This is a genomic window from Microlunatus capsulatus (assembly GCF_017876495.1).
Taxonomy (GTDB): Bacteria; Actinomycetota; Actinomycetes; order Propionibacteriales; family Propionibacteriaceae; genus Microlunatus; species Microlunatus capsulatus.
In genome coordinates, this window is the sequence record NZ_JAGIOB010000001.1 from 4304871 (window position 1) to 4320998 (window position 16128).

Sequence of the window (16128 nt, forward strand, 5' to 3'; positions counted from 1 at the left end):
GTCAGCCCACCAGCCCGTGCACGGCGAGCAGCTGGCGCACCCGCGCCGCCGCCAGCTCGGGGTCGCGCAGCAGCCCGGCGGCGTCGGCGAGCCGGAAGGTCCGCACGAGGTGGGGGAGCGAGCGGCCCGCCTGCTGGCCGCCGACCATGACGAAGCCGGGCTGCTGCCCGTTCAGCCAGGCCAGGAAGGCGACCCCGGTCTTGTAGTGCGGGGTGGGCGCGCTGAAGATGTGCCGGCCCAGCTCCTGGGTGGAGGCCAGCAGGGCGTGCCCGCGGTCGGCGTCGCCGGCGTCGTAGGCCTGCAGGGCGGTGGAGGCCAGCGGGGCGATGGCGGCGAAGATGCCGAGCAGGGCGTCGGAGTGGTGGGTGCCGTCGCCGTGGATCAGCTCGGGGTAGTTGAAGTCGTCGCCGGTGTAGAGCCGGACCCGGGCGGTGAGGGTGGCCAGCCGGGCGCGGAGGGCGGTCTCGTGGGCGGCGTCCAGCAGGGAGACCTTGACGCCGTCGACCTTCCCCGGGTGCGCCTCGATCAGCTCGAGGAACGTCTCCGTGGCCGCGGCGACGTCACCGCTGCCCCAGTAGCCGGCCAGCGCCGGGTCGAACATCGGCCCCAGCCAGTGCAGGATGACGGGCCGGTCGACCTCGTCCAGCAGGGTCCCGTAGACGTCGAGGTAGTCCTGCGGGCCGACCGCGACGGCGGCCAGGGCCCGCGAGGCCATGAGGATGACGGTCGCTCCCGAGCCCGCGACCAGCTCGACCTGCTCCCGGTAGGCGCCGAGCACGGCGTCCAGCCCCCGGCGGCCGGCGGGCACCGTCGTCAGGTCGAGCTGGTCGGTGCCCGCGCCGCAGGCCAGCATGCCGCCCACCGACGCGGCCTCGGCCGCGGACCGCTTGACGAGGTCCTGGGTGGCGGCCCAGTCCAGGCCCATCCCGCGCTGGGCGGTGTCCATCGCGTCGGCGACGCCGAGCCCGTAGGACCACAGCTCGTGGCGGAAGGCCAGCGTCGCGTCCCAGTCCAGGACCGCCGGGGCGCCGGGGCTGTTGTCGGCCCAGCGCTGCGGGACGACGTGCGCGGCGGCGTAGACGACGCGGGACGTCAGCGGGGCCGAGGGCCGGGTCCAGGCGCCGGGGGCGCCCAGCACGTGCTCGGCCAGGACGCCGTCGGGGCCCGGCAGCAGCAGCGCCGTCACAGCGCGAGCTCGGGCACGTCGAGGGTGCGGCGCTCGGCGGAGGAGCGCAGGCCCAGCTCGGCCAGCTGGACGCCGCGGGCGGCGGACTCCAGGCCGAAGCGGTGCGGCCGGCCGGCCAGCACGTCGCGCAGGAACTCCTCCCACTGCCGCTTGAAGCCGTTGTCGAGCTCGGCGTTGGCGGGGACGTCGAGCCACTGGTCGCGGAAGGACTCGGTGACCGGCAGGTCGGGGTTCCAGACCGGCTTCGGGGTGTGCGCGCGCTGCTGGGCGACGCAGGTCTGCAGGCCGGCGACGGCGGAGCCGTGGGTGCCGTCGACCTGGAACTCGACGAGCTCGTCGCGATGCACGCGGACGGCCCAGGAGGAGTTGATCTGGCCGACGACCGGCTCGCCGGCCGGGGTCTCCAGCTCGAAGACGGCGTAGGCGGCGTCGTCGGCGGTCGCCTCGTAGGGCCGGCCCTGCTCGTCCCAGCGCTGCGGGATGTGGGTGGTGCTGAGCGCCGAGACGCTGCGGACCCGTCCGATGATCCCCTCGAGCACGTAGCTCCAGTGGCAGAACATGTCGGTGGTGATGCCGCCGCCCTCGTCGGTGCGGTAGTTCCACGACGGGCGCTGGGCGGCCTGGGAGTCGCCCTCGAACACCCAGTAGCCGAACTCGCCGCGCAGGGACAGGATCCGGCCGAAGAAGCCCTCGTCGACGAGGCGGCGCAGCTTGACCAGCCCGGGCAGGTAGAGCTTGTCGTGCACCACGCCGGCGGTGATGCCGGTCTCGGCGGCCAGCGCGGCCAGCGCCACGGCCTCGTCGAGGGTCTCGGCGACGGGCTTCTCGGTGAAGACGTGCTTCCCGGCGCGCATGGCGCGCTGCAGGAGGTCGAACCGGTGGCTCGTCATGCCGGCGTCGAAGAAGACGTCGACGGTGGGGTCGGCGAGCACGCTCTCGACGTCGGTCGTCCAGTGCTCGACCTTGTGCTGCTGGGCCAGGTCGACCAGCTTGGCCTCGTTGCGGCCCACCAGGATCGGCTCCACCTGCACCCGGGTGCCGTCGGCCAGGGTCACCCCGCCCGCCTCGCGCAGCGGCAGGATCGAGCGGAGGAGGTGCTGCCGGTAGCCCATCCGCCCGGTGACGCCGTTCATGGCGATGCGGAGGACGCGCGGTCGGTCGACGGCTGAGGTCATGGACGACTCCTGTGTCGGAGGGGGCGGAGAAAGCGCTTTCCACGCTACACTCCTGGTCACGAGGGCGTCAAAGACCTCGAGAGGAGCGTGCAGACGTGGCAGCAGTACGGCTGACGGACGTCGCGCTGCGCGCCGGGGTGTCGCTCGCGACCGCCTCCCGGGTGCTCAACGGGTCCCTGCGCAGCCCGGCGGAGGCCATCGCCGTCCGGGTCCGGGCCGCCGCCGACGAGCTGGGCTACGTGGCCAACGCGCAGGCCCAGGCGCTGGCCCGCTCGGCCACCGGCCTGGTGGGCCTGGTCGTCCACGACATCAGCGACCCCTACTTCTCCAGCATCGTCCGGGGCGCGCAGCACGCGGCCCGCGAGCGGCGCAGCCAGGTGCTGCTGGCCAGCACCGACCGGCACGAGCAGAGCGAGGTCGACGCGGTCAAGGCCTTCGCCGTGTACCGCACCGACGCGATCATCCTGTCCGGTTCCCGGGGGGCGCACTCCGACCGCGCGCTGACCCGCGAGCTGGAGCGCTACACCGCCAACGGCGGCCGGCTCGTCACGTTCGGCCACACCGGCTTCGCCGGTGCCCGGGTCGTCGAGGTGGCCAACGCCGACGGCGCGGCCCGGCTCGTCGCCGCCCTGGTCGACCGCGGCCGGCGCCGGTTCGCCGTGCTCGGCGGCCCGGAGGAGCTCGTCACCACCCAGCACCGCGTCGCCGGCTTCCGGCGCGCCCTGGCCGCCGCCGGCCTCGAGCCGCTGCTGGAGGTCCGCGGCGAGTTCACCAGCGAGGGCGGCCGGGCCGCCGCCGAGGCCTGCCTGGAGGCCGCCGGTCCCGGGACCGACGGCGCCGACCAGCCGCTGTGCCTGCTGGCGGTCAACGACGTGATGGCGCTCGGCGCGCTGGCCGCCGTCCGCGCCCGGGGGCTGCGGGTGCCCGAGGACGTCGAGGTGGCCGGCTTCGACGACATCCCGACCCTGCGCGACCTCGACCCCCCGCTGACGACCTTCCGGCTGCCGCTGGAGGAGATGGGCCGCCGCGCCGCCGAGCTGGCTCTCGCCGCCGACGACCCCGGTCCGGTGCACATCGAGGGCGAGGTCGTGCTGCGGGTCAGCGCCGGCGCGCAGCGCTGAGGCCGACCGCTCCCCGCACCGGGGACCCGGGGACCCGGGGACCCGGGGACCGCATGATGGCGCGGACGCCGGGCCGCCCACCAGGACGAGTTCTGCCACCTGCGCGGGCCGGGCCGCCGTCGCTACGGTGCGGAGCGGCCGGCATCGGGGCCGGCCCCCTCTCCCCAGGAGCTCCCGTGGACCTGCGACCCGGGCGGCGCGCCGCCGCCGCCTCCCTCTCCCTGCTGACGGGCCTCGGCGCTCTCGGGCTCGCGCCCGCCGCCGACGCCCGTGACCACGGGCACGGCTCCTCCGGGGGGTTGGAGGTCGTCGCCACCGGCCTCGACAACCCGCGCCACCTCGACATCAGCGGCGGCGCGCTCTACGTCGCCGAGGCCGGCGTGGGCGGGGCCGGTCCGTGCTTCGCCGGGGCGGAGGGGGACACCTGCTACGGCGCCACCGGCGCCATCACCCGCGTCCGGCACGGGCGGCAGACCCGCGTCGTCACCGGCCTGCCGTCGGCTGCGGACCCCGGGACCGGGGGCGGCGCGGTCGGTCCGTCGGACCTCGTGGTCCGCGGCCACCGCTACACCGTCGCGCTCGGCCTGGGCGCCGACCCGGGGGAGCGGGCCGGTCAGCCGCGGGGGATCCGGCTGCTGGGCACGGTGGCCACCGGGCGGCTGGGCAGCGCCGGGCTGCGCGTCGTCGCCGACGTCGGCGGCTACGAGGCGCGCGTCAACCCGGACGGGACGGACCTCGACACCAACCCGGTCGCCCTGCTGCCGCGCGGCGGCCGGACCTACGTCGTCGACGCCGGGGGGAACGCCCTGCTGCGGCTCGGACGTCACGGCGGGATCCGCACCACGGCCGTCTTCCCCTCGGTGGTCACGCCGGTCCCGGGCGGGGTGGTCGACATGGACGCCGTCCCGACGGCGGTGGCGCAGGGCCCGGACGGGGCGCTCTACGTCAGCCAGCTGACGGGCTTCCCCTTCCCGGTGGGCGCCGCGAGCATCTGGCGCGTCGTGCCGGGGCAGGCGCCGACGCGCTACGCCACCGGGCTGACCAACGTCACCGACCTCGCCTTCGACCGGGACGGCAGCCTCTACGTGGTGCAGGTGACCGACCAGGGCCTGGCCGCCGAGGCCCCGCCGCTGGGCTCGGTGGTGCGCGTCCCCCGGGGCGGGGGCGCCGCGCACACCACGGTGCGGGGCGGCCTCCTGCTGCCCTACGGCATCGCCCTGCACCACGGGTCCGCGTACGTGACCACGGGCAGCGCGCTGGCCGACGCCGGCCAGGTGGTGCGCATCCCGCTGCGCTGACCACGCAGCCGACCCGACGCCACCGGTGCACCCGCACCGGTGGCGTCGCGCTGCCCGCCGGCGGGCGCACCCGCGTGTCCCCGAGCCTCCTCGTCCAGGATCCGGCGCCCCCTTGCGGGGCCCGTGCGCCAATCCCTAGTGTGACGGCATGGTTACCCGGCAACTCGTGGGGTGCCCGTCCGCGCCGGACGTCACCCGCGGCTGCCACCTCACGTCGCGGGCCCGCTGACCCCGGGCCGGCCCGGCGCCGGTGCGCCGCGCAGCGCCTCCCGTCCGGTGGCTCCCGCCCCGGGCACGACCGTCCCCGGAAGGACACCCTCATGACCCTGCTCCAGGACCGCGCCACCGGTGCCGACGACCGCTACGACCACGTCGAGGTGCACCCGCTGGGTGAGAGCATCGGCGCCACGGTCAGCGGCGTGCGGCTCGGCGGCGACGTCGAGCCGGCGGCCGTGGCGGAGATCCGGCGGGCCCTGCTGGCCCACAAGGTCGTCCTCTTCTCCGGCCAGGACCACCTCGACGACGCCGGCCACCACGAGTTCGCGTCCCTGCTGGGCACCCCGACCTCCCCGCACCCGACGGTGCGCGGCGAGGGCCACGGCGTGCTGGCCATCGACTCCGAGCGCGGCAAGGCCAACAGCTGGCACACCGACGTCACGTTCGTCGACCGGGTCCCGGCCATCAGCCTGCTGCGCCCGCTGACCCTGCCGACGCACGGCGGCAACACCGTCTGGGCCAACACGGTCACCGCGCACGACCGGCTGCACCCGGCCCTGCAGGCGCTGGTCGAGCGGCTCTGGGCCGTCCACACCAACCTCTACGACTACGCCGCCGAGCGGGACGAGAAGCGGGTCGGCGGCATCGACGTCGAGGAGCAGGCCTACCGCGACGAGTTCGCCTCGCAGGTCTTCGAGACCGAGCACCCCGTGGTCCGGGTGCACCCCGAGACGGGGGAGCGCTCGCTGCTGCTCGGCCACTTCGTCAAGCGCTTCGTCGGCCTGAGCAGCCACGACTCGGCCGACCTGTTCACCCTGCTGCAGCGCCACGTCACCCGGCTGGAGAACACCGTCCGCTGGCGCTGGTCGCCGGGCGACCTGGCCATCTGGGACAACCGCGCCACCCAGCACTACGGCGTCGCCGACTACGGCGACCAGAAGCGCCTGCTGCACCGCATCACCCTCGCCGGCGACGTCCCGGTGAGCGTCGACGGTGTCCGGTCCACGCCGCGGCTGGGCGACGCCTCCGGCTACTCCGCCCTCGCCTGACCCGGGGCGGCGGACGGCCCGACCGGTCACCGGGCGGTCAGCGCCCGCTCGCACCTGGCTGAGGCGGCCGGGACGGAGCGGGTGGTCGTCGACCGGCGCGTCCGCGTCGCCAGCCGGTCGCGCGGCAGCGTATCGTGCTCGACAGAACGACGACCCGGCTCCGTGCCGGGGCGTCCGGGGTGCACGCTGTCCTGTCGGCTCGGGGTCGAGACCACCAGAGGCGACCACCGTGACCACCGCGCTCCACCCGACCGACCGGCTGGACGCCGTCCCGCCCTCCCTGGCCGAGCTCCTCGTGGCGGCCGCCGCCGGGGACGAGCTGGCCTTCCACGCCTTCTACACCCGGACCCGCGGCCAGACGCAGGCGCTCGTCCGCGGGCTGGTGCGCTCGCCGGAGACGACGGCCGACGTCGTCCAGGAGGTCTACGCCACCGCCTGGCAGCACGCGGGCCGCTACGACCCGGCGCGCGGGGCGGTGCAGGCCTGGCTGACCACGCTGGCCCGGCGCAAGGCCATCGACCGGATCCGCCAGATGACCCGGCAGGCCGACCGGGAGCTCGCGCACGTCCGGCAGACCGGGCCCGGGGAGCCGGCCGACGAGGTGTGGGAGGGCGTGCTGCGCCGCGTCGAGTGCGGCCAGGTCCGCGCCGCGCTGCAGACGCTCACCGCCGGCAAGCGCGAGGTGCTGTCGATGACCTACGTGGAGGGCTGCACCGCCGTGCAGATCGCCGAGCGGCTGGGCCTCCCGGTGGGCACGGTGAAGACCCGTCGCCGCGACGGGCTGCTGATGCTGCGCGTGCTGCTGCAGGCCGCCGGCTGAGCGCGGGCCAGGACCCTCCCGGGCCCGACGTGAGACCCTGAGCGGTGTTCCTCGCTCTGCTGACCTACCTCGGCATCGTCGTCTTCGCGGCGTCCGGGGCGCTGGCGGGGGTCCGCCGCCGGCTGGACCTCTTCGGCGTCTGCGTCGTCGGCCTGACCGCCGGCCTCGGCGGTGGCGTCACCCGCGACCTGCTGCTCGGCGTCACCCCGCCCGTCTCGGTCGAGCGGTGGACCAACGGCACCGTCGCCCTGGCCGCCTCGCTGCTCGTCTTCTGGGTGCACCCCCACCTCGGCCGGCTGCGCCCGGTCATCGGGGTCTACGACGCCGTGGGGCTGGGGCTGTTCGCGACCACGAGCGCCTCCTACGCCCTCGACCTGGGCGCCAGCGGCTTCGCCGCCGTCATCATCGGCGCGGTGGGGGCCGTCGGCGGCGGTGTGCTCCGCGACGTGCTGGTCAACGAGGTCCCGCTGCTGCTGCGTCGTGACCTCTACGCCGTGCCCGCGCTGCTCGGGGCCTTCGTGGTCGTGGTCTGGGACGCCCTCGGCGGACCGGGCGACCTCGGCCTGCTCGTCGGCACGGTCGCCGCGACGGGTCTGCGGCTGCTGGGCATGTGGCGCGACTGGAACTTCCCGGTCGCCCCCGTCGACCCTCTGTGAGCCGGGACCGCGCTCAGGCCGCCTGCGCCCGCAGCCGGGCGAGCACGCCCAGCGCCGCCGTCCGGCCGGCCCGGTTGGCCCCGATCGTGCTGGCCGAGGGCCCGTAGCCCACCAGCTGGACCCGGGGGTCGCGGACCGCCGTCGTGCCGTCCAGCTGGATGCCGCCCGCGGCGGAGCGGAGGTGCAGCGGGGCCAGGTGGGCGACGTCGGGCCGGAACCCGGTGGCCCAGAGGACGGCGTCCGCCCGCTGCTCCCGGCCGTCGGCCCACGCGATCCCGGTGGCGGTGAGCCGGGCCGGTGCCGGCTGCCGGTCGTAGACGCCGCGCTCCCAGGCGTCCTGCTCCTGCGCGCGGAGCGCCAGGCCGGTGACGCTGACCACGCTGGCCGGGGGGAGGCCGCGGCGGACCCGGTCCTCGACCAGGGCGACGGCGGCCCGGCCGGCCTCGGGGGTGAAATCGGCGGTGCGCCAGACCGGCGGACGCCGGGTCACCCAGGTGGTGCCCGCCACGCGGCTGACCTCGGCGAGCAGCTGCACGGCGGAGGCGCCCCCGCCGACCACGACGACGTGCCCGCCCGCGAAGGCGTCGGGACCGCGGTAGTCGTGGGTGTGCAGCTGCCGGCCCTGGAAGAGCTCGGCACCGGGGTAGCGGGGCACGAAGGGCCGTCGCCACGTGCCGGTGGCGTTGACGAGGGTGCGGGTGAGCCACGTCCGGTCGCCGGCGACGACGCGCAGCAGCTCGCCGGCCGGCTCGACGCGCTCGACGGCCACCGGGCGCAGCACGCCCAGGCCGTGGCGGCGCTCGTAGTCGGCGAAGTAGGCGGGCACCACGAGGTTCGCGGGCCGGTCGTCGGAGAACGGCGGGACCGCCAGGTCCGGCAGCGCCGCGACGCCGTGCACGTCGGCCATGGTCAGGGTGTCCCAGCGGTGCTGCCAGGCGCCGCCCGGGGCGTCGTCGGCGTCGAGGACCACGACGTCCGCGCCAGGGCGCAGCCCCAGCCGGACCAGGTGGTGGGCGGTCGAGAGCCCGGCCTGGCCGGCGCCGACCACGACCGTCGCGAGCACGTCCACGGGAGCCTCAACGCCGTCGCGGCCGGGATCCTTCCGCCCCGCCGACGTCGCGCTCCCCGAGCTCGCGTCCTCCGCTCCCGAGCCGTCTCCGCTCCCTGAGCCCGTCGAAGGGCTCAGCCCTGCGGCGGCTCGGGGACGGGCGGGCGTCCGCCCAGACCCTGCACCTCCTGGTGGAGGGCCTCCATCGTGGCGTCCAGCGTGTACGCGGCGGCCGCCGCCTCGGTCAGCTGGTCGAGCAGCCGCTGGGGGACGTCGTCGCGGTACTCGTAGTAGATCTTGTGCTCCAGGCTGGCCCAGAAGTCCATCGCGATCGTCCGCACCTGCAGCTCGACGACGACCGGCCGCGGCCCGTCGGACAGGAAGACCGGGACCTCCAGGATCGCGTGCAGGCTCTTGTACCCGTTGGGTTTCGGCTCGGCGATGTAGTCCTTGACCTGCAGCACGGTGATGTCGCTCTGCTGCGCCAGCATGTCGAAGATCAGGTAGGTGTCGGAGATGAAGCTGCACACGACGCGCACGCCCGCGATGTCGGTGATCGACTCCCGGATGCTGGCCGCCGTCGGGGCGCAGCCCTTCCGGCTGATCTTGTCCACCAGCCGCTCCGGCGTCTTGAGGCGCGAGGTGACGTGCTCGATGGGGTTGTAGGCGTGGGTCTGCACGAACTCCTCGCGCAGGATCGCGATCTTGGTCATCACCGCGTCCATGCCGAACTTGTACTGCATCATGAACGGCGCGAAGCGGTCCCGGGCCGCCTGCATCGCGGCCAGCGTCACCGCGTCGGGGAGCTCCTCGAGCAGGGCGGGGTCGTCGGTCCTCGGCAGGACGGGCGCGGTGTCGGCGCTGGGCTGCAGGTCGTCCACGGTGGTGCGTCTCCTCGGGATGCCGGCTGCCCATCATCGCAGGTGCGGCCGCCGGCCCGCGGTCACGGAGCGGGCGTTCTCCAGGTCACGACCAGCGCGTCGCGCTGGCCGAACCGCTCGAGGTGGGACCCGACGACGTGCTGCACGCGGGTGAGCGACTCGGCCGAGGCAGCCTCGGCCCGCAGCTCCAGCACCGCCTCGCCGACGACCAGCAGGCAGCCGCCGTCGCCGACGAGGATGCGGCGTCCCTCGGGCTCGTCCCGCACCTCGGCCTTGCGGCCGAGGTGCGAGGCGAGCTGCTCGGCGTAGCGCTCCGCGGCGTCCGTGGCGACGTCGGCGCGGGACGTCCAGGTCTCAGCCACGGTCAGCCTCCGCCTCGCCGGCCAGGATGAGGTAGAGCTGCCGGCGGGCCTCGGCGAGCACCGCGGTCGCGGCCTCCACCTGGGCCGGCGTGCCCGACACCGCGACCTGGCGGGCGGCACCGTGCAGCTCGTGCAGGGGACCGCGCAGGTCGGGGCCGGGGGCGGCCCCCGCCACCTGGCCGAACGGGTCGCCCCAGCCGGCGCGCTGCTCCTCGACGTGGGCGCGGCCCTCGGCGGTCAGCGTGACGAGCTTGCGCCCGCCGTCGACCTCGGTGGTGACCAGGCCCTCGTCCTCGAGCTGGGCGATCGTGGGGTAGACCGCGCCGGGGCTCGGGCGCCAGGCGCCGTCGGTCCGGTCGGCCATGGCCTGCATGAGCTGGTAGCCGTGCATGGGGCTCTCGCTCAGCAGCAGCAGGGTGGCGATGCGGACGTCGCCACGCCCCGCCCGACCCCGACCGCCACCGCGGCGCCCGCCGCGCGGACCACCGCCGTCGGGCCCGGGACCTCCGCGGCCGTGCCGGCCGCGCTCCTCGTCGGGGCCACCGCGGAGGCCCCGTCCGCCGTGCCCGCGGCGCCCCTGCGGGCCGGGACCGGTGTGTCCGTCGTGGGGACGGAACTCGTCTGCGTAGAACATCTGTTCTCCTTCAGTAGGTTGGGAAGAGCGTATCACGATATATCGCGATACGCACTAGCGAAGGGGGCGGTTTGACGGTCGACAGGGCCTGGACGTGCGTCGAGGCACCGGTCCGAGCGATCGGCTCCTCCCGGGAGGGGGAGTCGCGGACGGCGGAAGGTGCCTCGGGGTGGTGCTGCCGCTCAGGCGGCGAGCGGTGGGCGTCAGGCGGCGGGGCGGAGGTGCTCGTCCCGCACGGGGCTGTCCTCGACGGAGCCCTCGACGGGGTCGCCGTCCACGACGTAGCCGTCCACGACGTAGCCCTCGACCACCTCGGCGTGGTCGCCGGTGGTCAGCTGCGGGGCGTCCTGGGGGGCGCCGTGCTCGACCTCGCTCGGCGTCGTCCGCTCGTCGGCCTGGTTGGCCAGCACGACGGCGACGTAGGGCAGGAACACGGCGAAGGCCAGCAGCGTCCAGCGCAGCCAGCCGTCGACGAAGACCATGGAGAGGAAGCAGGCCATCCGGAACGCCATCGCGAGGCTGTAGCGCTTGACCCGGCGGTCCAGCTCGACGCTGGAGGCGCCGCGGGCGTCGGTGATGACCGCCGGTGCGGGAGCCGGGTGGTGGGGGAGGTGCGGACGGTCGCCCTTCGCTGCGCTGACCTGTGGGGACATGGTCCCAACCTAGGTCCGGTCGCGCGCGATCGGAGCGCGCGGACGGGTCAGAAGGATCACGCATCCGGCGGGGGCTCGGGGCCGGAAGGGGCCGGGCGCGACCGGCCTCCGGGACAGTTCCTCGCCCGCCGACCGCTGACCGCGCTCGTGGCGGGTAAGAAGAGGTCGTGCACCTGATGCGGGTCCGGATGGCCAAGGGGGCGACGACCCTCGGCAGCGTCGCCACGCGCCTGGGCGAGGCGGGGGTGGACATCGCCCGGCTGCAGACCCGGCGCAAGGACGAGCACCACGTCGTGCTCGACCTGCTCCTCGACGTGCCGGCCGGCCAGCCGCTGGAGGTCGTCCTGCACCGCTGCCAGGAGGTCGAGGGGGTCGACGTCGAGCAGCTCGTCCGCTACCCGGCGGGCGCCGACCTGCACCAGGACCTCGAGCTCGTGCAGCGGCTGGACCGCTGCGACCCGGCCGTCGCCCCGCAGGTGCTGGCGACGGCCGCGCCGCTGCTGTGCGGCGGGACCTGGGCGGCGCTGGTCGCGCTGCCCGACCGGGTGCTCTTCCAGACCTCGCGCGCGCCCGCGCTGCGGGCCTCCGACCTGGCCCCGCTCGCGGACGTGACGGGCACCTGCGCCGTCGAGGTCCTCGACGGCTGCCCGGCCGGCAGCGGTCCCACCCAGCTCGCCGTGGTGGCCCTGCCTCCCGCCGGTGAGGCGCTGCTGGTCGCCCGGACGGGCCGCGAGCCGTTCAGCCCGGCCGAGCTGACGCGCCTCCGCCACCTCGCCGAGGTGGCCGCGGGCACGGCCACGACGTCGCTGCCGGCCGTGCCCGCAGCCGGCGCCACCGGCTGAGGTCGTGCCGACCCGCGGGCTCAGCCGCGCCGGGCGAGCCACCCGGTCCGCCGGCCGCCGACCTGGAGGTCGCCGCGTCGGAGCAGGGAGTGCGGCGACGCGTCGTCCAGCAGCAGGTCCAGCACGGCCAGGTCGTCGGCGTCGAGGTCGTCGGGCACCCGGGGGCGGACCCGGCTCAGGTAGGCGCGCGCGTACCGCCCCGTCGCCGGGTCGGGCCGGGGCGGGGTGAGCTCGAACGTGCGGCGCTCCACCTCGGTGAAGCCGGCGCGGGTCAGGGCGTCGTCCCAGTCGGGGTAGCGGTCGAAGGGGGCGGGCTGCGCGTCGAGGGCGGCGTGCAGCCGGAGCTCGAGGCCGGGACGGCCCACGCCGAGGTCGTCGGGCAGGTAGCGGGTGGGCGTCGCCATCTCGGTGACCGCGAGCACGCCGCCGGGCCGCAGCGCCTCGCGCGCACGGACCATGACCTGCTCGGCCCCGGCCACGTGGTGCAGCGACAGGGCCGCCCAGACGACGTCGAGCTCGCCGAGGTCGGGCCAGCCGGCGTCGAGGTCAGCCGTCAGCGTCCGCACCCGGTCGCCGGCACCGGCCGCGGCCGCGGCGTCCGCCAGCCGGGTGAGCATCCCCGCCGACGCGTCGACGGCCACCACGGAGGCGTCCGGGAACCGGCGCGCGAGGGCGAGGGTGCCGGTGCCGGTGCCCGCCCCGAGGTCGGCGACCCGGCGCACGTCCGGACCGGCGGCGTCGGCGACCCAGCTGACCACCGCGTCGAGGTAGCCGTGCAGGACGACCCCGTCGAGGTCGAGCAGCTCGGCCAGGCCCGCCTCGTCGACCTCGTCGTGCTGGTGCCCGGCCGGTCCGCCCGCGTGGTCACCGTGGTGGTGGTGCTCGTGCCGGTGCGCGGCGTGGTCGTGTCCTGTCGTCATGCACCGAGGCTAGCGGTCCCGTGCGTCAAAGACATAGGATCTTGCTCATGACGCAAGAAGAGGTTCTGGACGCCGTGGTCCGGCAGCGGATCCGCGGGCTGCGGCTGGCCCGCGGCTGGTCGCTCGACGTGCTCGCCGCGCGCTGCTTCCTGAGCCCGTCGACCTTGAGCCGCCTCGAGACCGGGCACCGTCGCATCGCCCTCGACCAGCTGGTGCCGATCGCCCGCGCGCTGGGGACCACCCTCGACCAGCTCGTCGAGGCCGTCGACGACGAGGACGTCGTGATCCGGCCCCGCCGCGACGAGGGGCGGGGGACGACCACCTGGACGCTCACCCGGGCGGACTCGGCGCACGGGCTCACGGTGGCCCGCATCCTGCTGGACCCGGCGGCGTCGGGTGACGACGACGCCCCGCTGGGGGTGCACCCCGGGCGCGACTGGTTCACGGTCCTCGCCGGGACGGCCCGGCTGCGGCTGGGGGAGCGGACCATCCTCGTCGAGGCCGGGCAGGCCGCCGAGTTCTCGACGATGGTGCCGCACGCCGTGCAGGCGCACGGCGGCCCGGCCGAGGTCCTCGTCATCCTCGACGCCGACGGCGGCCGCACCCACCTGCTCCCCGGAGGTGCAACCGAGCTCTGAGATCTTGCGCCCTGCAGCGGGGGTCGCTAACGTACAACCACATGGTTGTAGATCAGCAGGGCGGGGACGCGGACCGCGTGTTCGCCGCCCTGGCGGACGCCACCCGCCGCGACATCGTGCTTCGCGTGCTGCAGCACGCGGAGTCGGTGTCGGCGCTGGCGAGCCGGTACGCCATGAGCTTCGCGGCCGTGCAGAAGCACGTCGCGGTGCTCGAGCGGGCCGGTCTGGTCAGCAAGGAGCGGCGGGGGCGTGAGCAGCTGGTCTCCGGCCGGATCGACGCCGTCCGGGCCGCCGCCCGGTCGCTGCAGCTGTACGAGGAGATCTGGCGCGGTCGCATCGGCCGCATGGAGGACCTCCTCGCCGAACCCCTCCGAGAGGACGCCGCATGGCTGTCATCAGCACCACCCCCGACCCCTCCGCCCGCACCCTGACCCTGGTGGCCGAGCTGGCCGCGCCGCCCGCCCGGGTCTGGCAGCTCTGGTCCGACCCGCGCCAGCTCGAGCGCTGGTGGGGCCCGCCCACCTGGCCCGCCACCTTCGTGGAGCACGACCTGGTCGCCGGGGGCGGCTCCCGGTACCGGATGACCGGGCCCGACGGCGAGCAGGCCCACGGCTGGTGGAGCGTCCTCGCCGTGGACGAGCCGCGCTCGCTCGAGCTGGAGGACGGCTTCGCCGACGAGGCCGGGCAGCCCGTCCCCGACCTGCCGACGACCCGGATGCGCGTCCGGCTGGAGGAGGCCGGCGCCGGGAGCACCCGGATGACGCTGGTCTCGGAGTTCGCCACGGTCGAGCAGATGGAGCAGCTCACCCAGATGGGCATGGTCGAGGGGCTCACCCTGGCGATGGGCCAGATGGACGAGCTGCTGGCTGCCTGAAGCCCCTGGCCGGGGCCCCGGGGCGATGAGTTCTCCCCGGGCCCCCGGTCTCTGGTCGTGCCCGACCTCATCACCACCACCACCGAGAGGAGCTCCGCCGTGGGAGCTGTCCACGTCCACGAGTTCATCAGCCTGGACGGGGTCGTCGACACCCCGAGCTGGACCTTCACGTACGGCTTCGACCCGCAGATGGGCGAGGCGATCGGCGCCGTGACCGCGCGCTGCTCCGGCATCCTGCTGGGTCGCACGACCTACGCGATGTTCGAGCAGGGCTGGTCGGAGCGGACGGTCGAGGACGACCCCGGCGCGCCGTTCTTCAACGACACCACGAAGTACGTCGTCTCCTCCACCCTCACCGAGCCGACCTGGCGCAACACCGAGGTGATCGGCGGCTACGACGCGGAGACGGTCCGCCGGCTCAAGGAGAGCGTGGAGGGCGACCTCTACGTCAGCGGCAGCGCGACGCTCGTCCGCGCGATGCTCGCCGACGGCCTGGTCGACGAGCTGCACCTCTTCCTCTACCCGACCGCCCGCGGCGACGGCCCCCGGCTGTTCACCCGGGAGATCCCGCCCGGCACGCTGGAGCTGGCCGGCAGCGAGACCTACACCAACGGCGTCGTCTACCTCCGCTACCGCCGGGTGGCCTGACCGCACCGGGCACCCGCACCCGCACCCGCACGTGGCCGTCCGCTCCGCCCCCGCCCCGGCCGGGAGGACCCTGCTGCGCTGTGCCGTGAGTACGCGGCACAGCGCAGCAGCGTCTCCCCCGGACGCGGGTCGCGGGGGCGGGAGAGGTGGCGGTCGACGGCCAGCACGCGGTCGGACCTGACCGGTACCGGCAGGGCCTCCCGCCCTGTCCGGACGACGCCGTAGCGTGCGGGGCGCACACACCCGCACGTCCCCGACGGAAGGACCGCACCCCATGTCCACCTGGTTGATCACCGGCTGCTCGACCGGCCTCGGCCGCGACCTGGCCCGCGCCGTGCTGGAGCACGGCGACCAGGTCGTCGTCACCGCCCGCGACGCGGGCCGCGTCGCCGACCTCGCCGACGCCTTCCCCGAGACGGCGCTCGCGCTCGCCCTCGACGTCACCGACGCCGGTCAGGTGACCGCCGCCGTCCGCGCCGCCGAGGAGCGCTTCGGCGGGGTCGACGTGCTGGTCAACAACGCCGGCTACGGCTACCGCGCCGCGGTGGAGGAAGGCGAGGTGGACGCCGTCGCCCAGCTGTTCGCCACCAACGTCTTCGGCGCCGTCGCCGTCACCAAGGCCGTGCTGCCCGGCATGCGCGCCCGCCGCTCGGGCGCCGTCGTCAACATCTCCTCGATCGGCGCCCAGATCGCCCCCGCCGGCTCCGGCTACTACGCGGCCAGCAAGGCCGCGCTCGAGGCGCTGTCGGCCTCGCTGGTCAAGGAGGTCGGGCCGCTCGGCATCGCCGTCGTCGTCGTCGAGCCCGGCGGGTTCCGCACCGACTTCGCCGGCCGGTCCCTGACCCAGGCCGCCGAGCCGATCGCCGACTACGCCGAGACCGCGGGCAAGCGGCGCAAGGAGCACGACACCGTGCACGGCACCCAGCCCGGTGACCCGGCCAAGGCCGCGGCGGCCATCATCGCGGCCGTCGAGGCGCCCGAGCCGCCGGAGCTGCTGGTGCTGGGCCAGGACGCCCTGGACGGCTACCGCGCCACCCTCGCGGCGCGGGCGGCGCAGCTCGACGCCTGGGAGGGGACCAGCCGGAGCACCGAGTTCGACGCCTGAGC

Annotated in this window: 19 protein-coding genes; 11 read left to right on the forward strand and 8 right to left on the reverse strand. The window is 75.5% G+C overall.

Annotated elements, in window-relative coordinates; translation table 11 throughout:
- Position 1 precedes the first annotated feature (1 nt).
- The gene (locus tag JOF54_RS19990) at positions 2–1186 is read right to left on the reverse strand and encodes a dihydrodipicolinate synthase family protein (protein ID WP_210059147.1); all 1185 of its coding nucleotides are present in this window, start codon (positions 1184–1186) and stop codon (positions 2–4) included.
- On the reverse strand, positions 1183–2361 hold the full coding sequence (locus JOF54_RS19995; RefSeq protein WP_210059149.1) for a Gfo/Idh/MocA family protein: 1179 nt from the start codon (positions 2359–2361) through the stop codon (positions 1183–1185). The genes JOF54_RS19990 and JOF54_RS19995 overlap by 4 nt, the downstream gene beginning before the upstream one ends.
- 95 nt (positions 2362–2456) lie before the next feature.
- Between JOF54_RS19995 and JOF54_RS20000 the strand changes: the two genes are divergently transcribed.
- The 5 genes from JOF54_RS20000 (at position 2457) to JOF54_RS20020 (ending at position 7521) form a co-directional block, all read left to right on the forward strand.
- Positions 2457–3482 (forward strand): LacI family DNA-binding transcriptional regulator, encoded by a 1026-nt coding sequence (locus tag JOF54_RS20000; RefSeq protein WP_210059151.1) that lies wholly within the window; start codon positions 2457–2459, stop codon positions 3480–3482.
- 176 nt (positions 3483–3658) lie between these two features.
- On the forward strand, positions 3659–4780 hold the full coding sequence (locus JOF54_RS20005) for a ScyD/ScyE family protein (protein WP_210059153.1): 1122 nt from the start codon (positions 3659–3661) through the stop codon (positions 4778–4780).
- A 320-nt stretch (positions 4781–5100) separates the two neighbouring features.
- Positions 5101–6045 carry a TauD/TfdA dioxygenase family protein gene (locus JOF54_RS20010; RefSeq protein ID WP_210059154.1) on the forward strand — a complete coding sequence of 315 codons (945 nt, stop codon included), beginning with the start codon at positions 5101–5103 and terminating at the stop codon, positions 6043–6045.
- Between the two features lie 229 nt (positions 6046–6274).
- Positions 6275–6865 (forward strand): sigma-70 family RNA polymerase sigma factor, encoded by a 591-nt coding sequence (locus JOF54_RS20015; protein WP_210059155.1) that lies wholly within the window; start codon positions 6275–6277, stop codon positions 6863–6865.
- Positions 6866–6909: 44 nt separating this feature from the next.
- On the forward strand, positions 6910–7521 hold the full coding sequence (locus JOF54_RS20020; RefSeq protein WP_210059156.1) for a trimeric intracellular cation channel family protein: 612 nt from the start codon (positions 6910–6912) through the stop codon (positions 7519–7521).
- 13 nt (positions 7522–7534) lie between these two features.
- Here the strand turns inward: JOF54_RS20020 and JOF54_RS20025 are convergent, their stop codons facing one another.
- From JOF54_RS20025 to JOF54_RS20045, 5 genes are all read right to left on the reverse strand, one after another.
- Entirely contained in the window at positions 7535–8590 is a 1056-nt protein-coding gene (locus JOF54_RS20025) for an FAD-dependent oxidoreductase (RefSeq protein ID WP_210059157.1), read from the reverse strand.
- Positions 8591–8703: 113 nt separating this feature from the next.
- The gene (locus tag JOF54_RS20030; protein ID WP_307804426.1) at positions 8704–9450 is read right to left on the reverse strand and encodes a GTP pyrophosphokinase; all 747 of its coding nucleotides are present in this window, start codon (positions 9448–9450) and stop codon (positions 8704–8706) included.
- 62 nt (positions 9451–9512) lie between these two features.
- A complete protein-coding gene (locus JOF54_RS20035; RefSeq protein WP_210059158.1) occupies positions 9513–9812 on the reverse strand; it encodes a DUF2218 domain-containing protein in 300 nt (99 codons plus the stop codon).
- Positions 9805–10446: a PadR family transcriptional regulator gene (locus JOF54_RS20040; protein WP_210059159.1), complete on the reverse strand. Its 642-nt coding sequence runs from the start codon at positions 10444–10446 to the stop codon at positions 9805–9807. Before JOF54_RS20040 ends, JOF54_RS20035 begins: the two co-directional genes overlap by 8 nt.
- Positions 10447–10649: 203 nt before the next feature.
- A complete protein-coding gene (locus JOF54_RS20045) occupies positions 10650–11099 on the reverse strand; it encodes a DUF3099 domain-containing protein (RefSeq protein ID WP_210059160.1) in 450 nt (149 codons plus the stop codon).
- A 167-nt stretch (positions 11100–11266) separates the two neighbouring features.
- Between JOF54_RS20045 and JOF54_RS20050 the strand changes: the two genes are divergently transcribed.
- Entirely contained in the window at positions 11267–11941 is a 675-nt protein-coding gene (locus JOF54_RS20050; protein WP_210059161.1) for an ACT domain-containing protein, read from the forward strand.
- A 20-nt stretch (positions 11942–11961) separates the two neighbouring features.
- Here the strand turns inward: JOF54_RS20050 and JOF54_RS20055 are convergent, their stop codons facing one another.
- Positions 11962–12861, reverse strand: coding sequence for a class I SAM-dependent methyltransferase (locus tag JOF54_RS20055; protein ID WP_210059162.1), 900 nt, complete (start codon positions 12859–12861; stop codon positions 11962–11964).
- A 47-nt stretch (positions 12862–12908) separates the two neighbouring features.
- Here JOF54_RS20055 and JOF54_RS20060 point away from each other — a divergent pair, with 47 nt between their 5' ends.
- The 5 genes from JOF54_RS20060 to JOF54_RS20080 all read left to right on the forward strand — a co-directional run bounded on the left by JOF54_RS20060 (position 12909) and on the right by JOF54_RS20080 (position 16126).
- Positions 12909–13499 (forward strand): XRE family transcriptional regulator, encoded by a 591-nt coding sequence (locus JOF54_RS20060; RefSeq protein ID WP_210059163.1) that lies wholly within the window; start codon positions 12909–12911, stop codon positions 13497–13499.
- A gap of 41 nt (positions 13500–13540) precedes the next feature.
- A complete protein-coding gene (locus JOF54_RS20065) occupies positions 13541–13930 on the forward strand; it encodes an ArsR/SmtB family transcription factor (protein WP_210059164.1) in 390 nt (129 codons plus the stop codon).
- A complete protein-coding gene (locus tag JOF54_RS20070) occupies positions 13885–14373 on the forward strand; it encodes an SRPBCC family protein (RefSeq protein WP_210059165.1) in 489 nt (162 codons plus the stop codon). The genes JOF54_RS20065 and JOF54_RS20070 overlap by 46 nt, the downstream gene beginning before the upstream one ends.
- Positions 14374–14472: 99 nt before the next feature.
- Positions 14473–15021, forward strand: a complete 549-nt coding sequence (locus JOF54_RS20075; protein ID WP_210059166.1) for a dihydrofolate reductase family protein — start codon at positions 14473–14475, stop codon at positions 15019–15021.
- A 274-nt stretch (positions 15022–15295) separates the two neighbouring features.
- Positions 15296–16126: an oxidoreductase gene (locus JOF54_RS20080; protein WP_210059167.1), complete on the forward strand. Its 831-nt coding sequence runs from the start codon at positions 15296–15298 to the stop codon at positions 16124–16126.
- Positions 16127–16128: the final 2 nt, after the last annotated feature.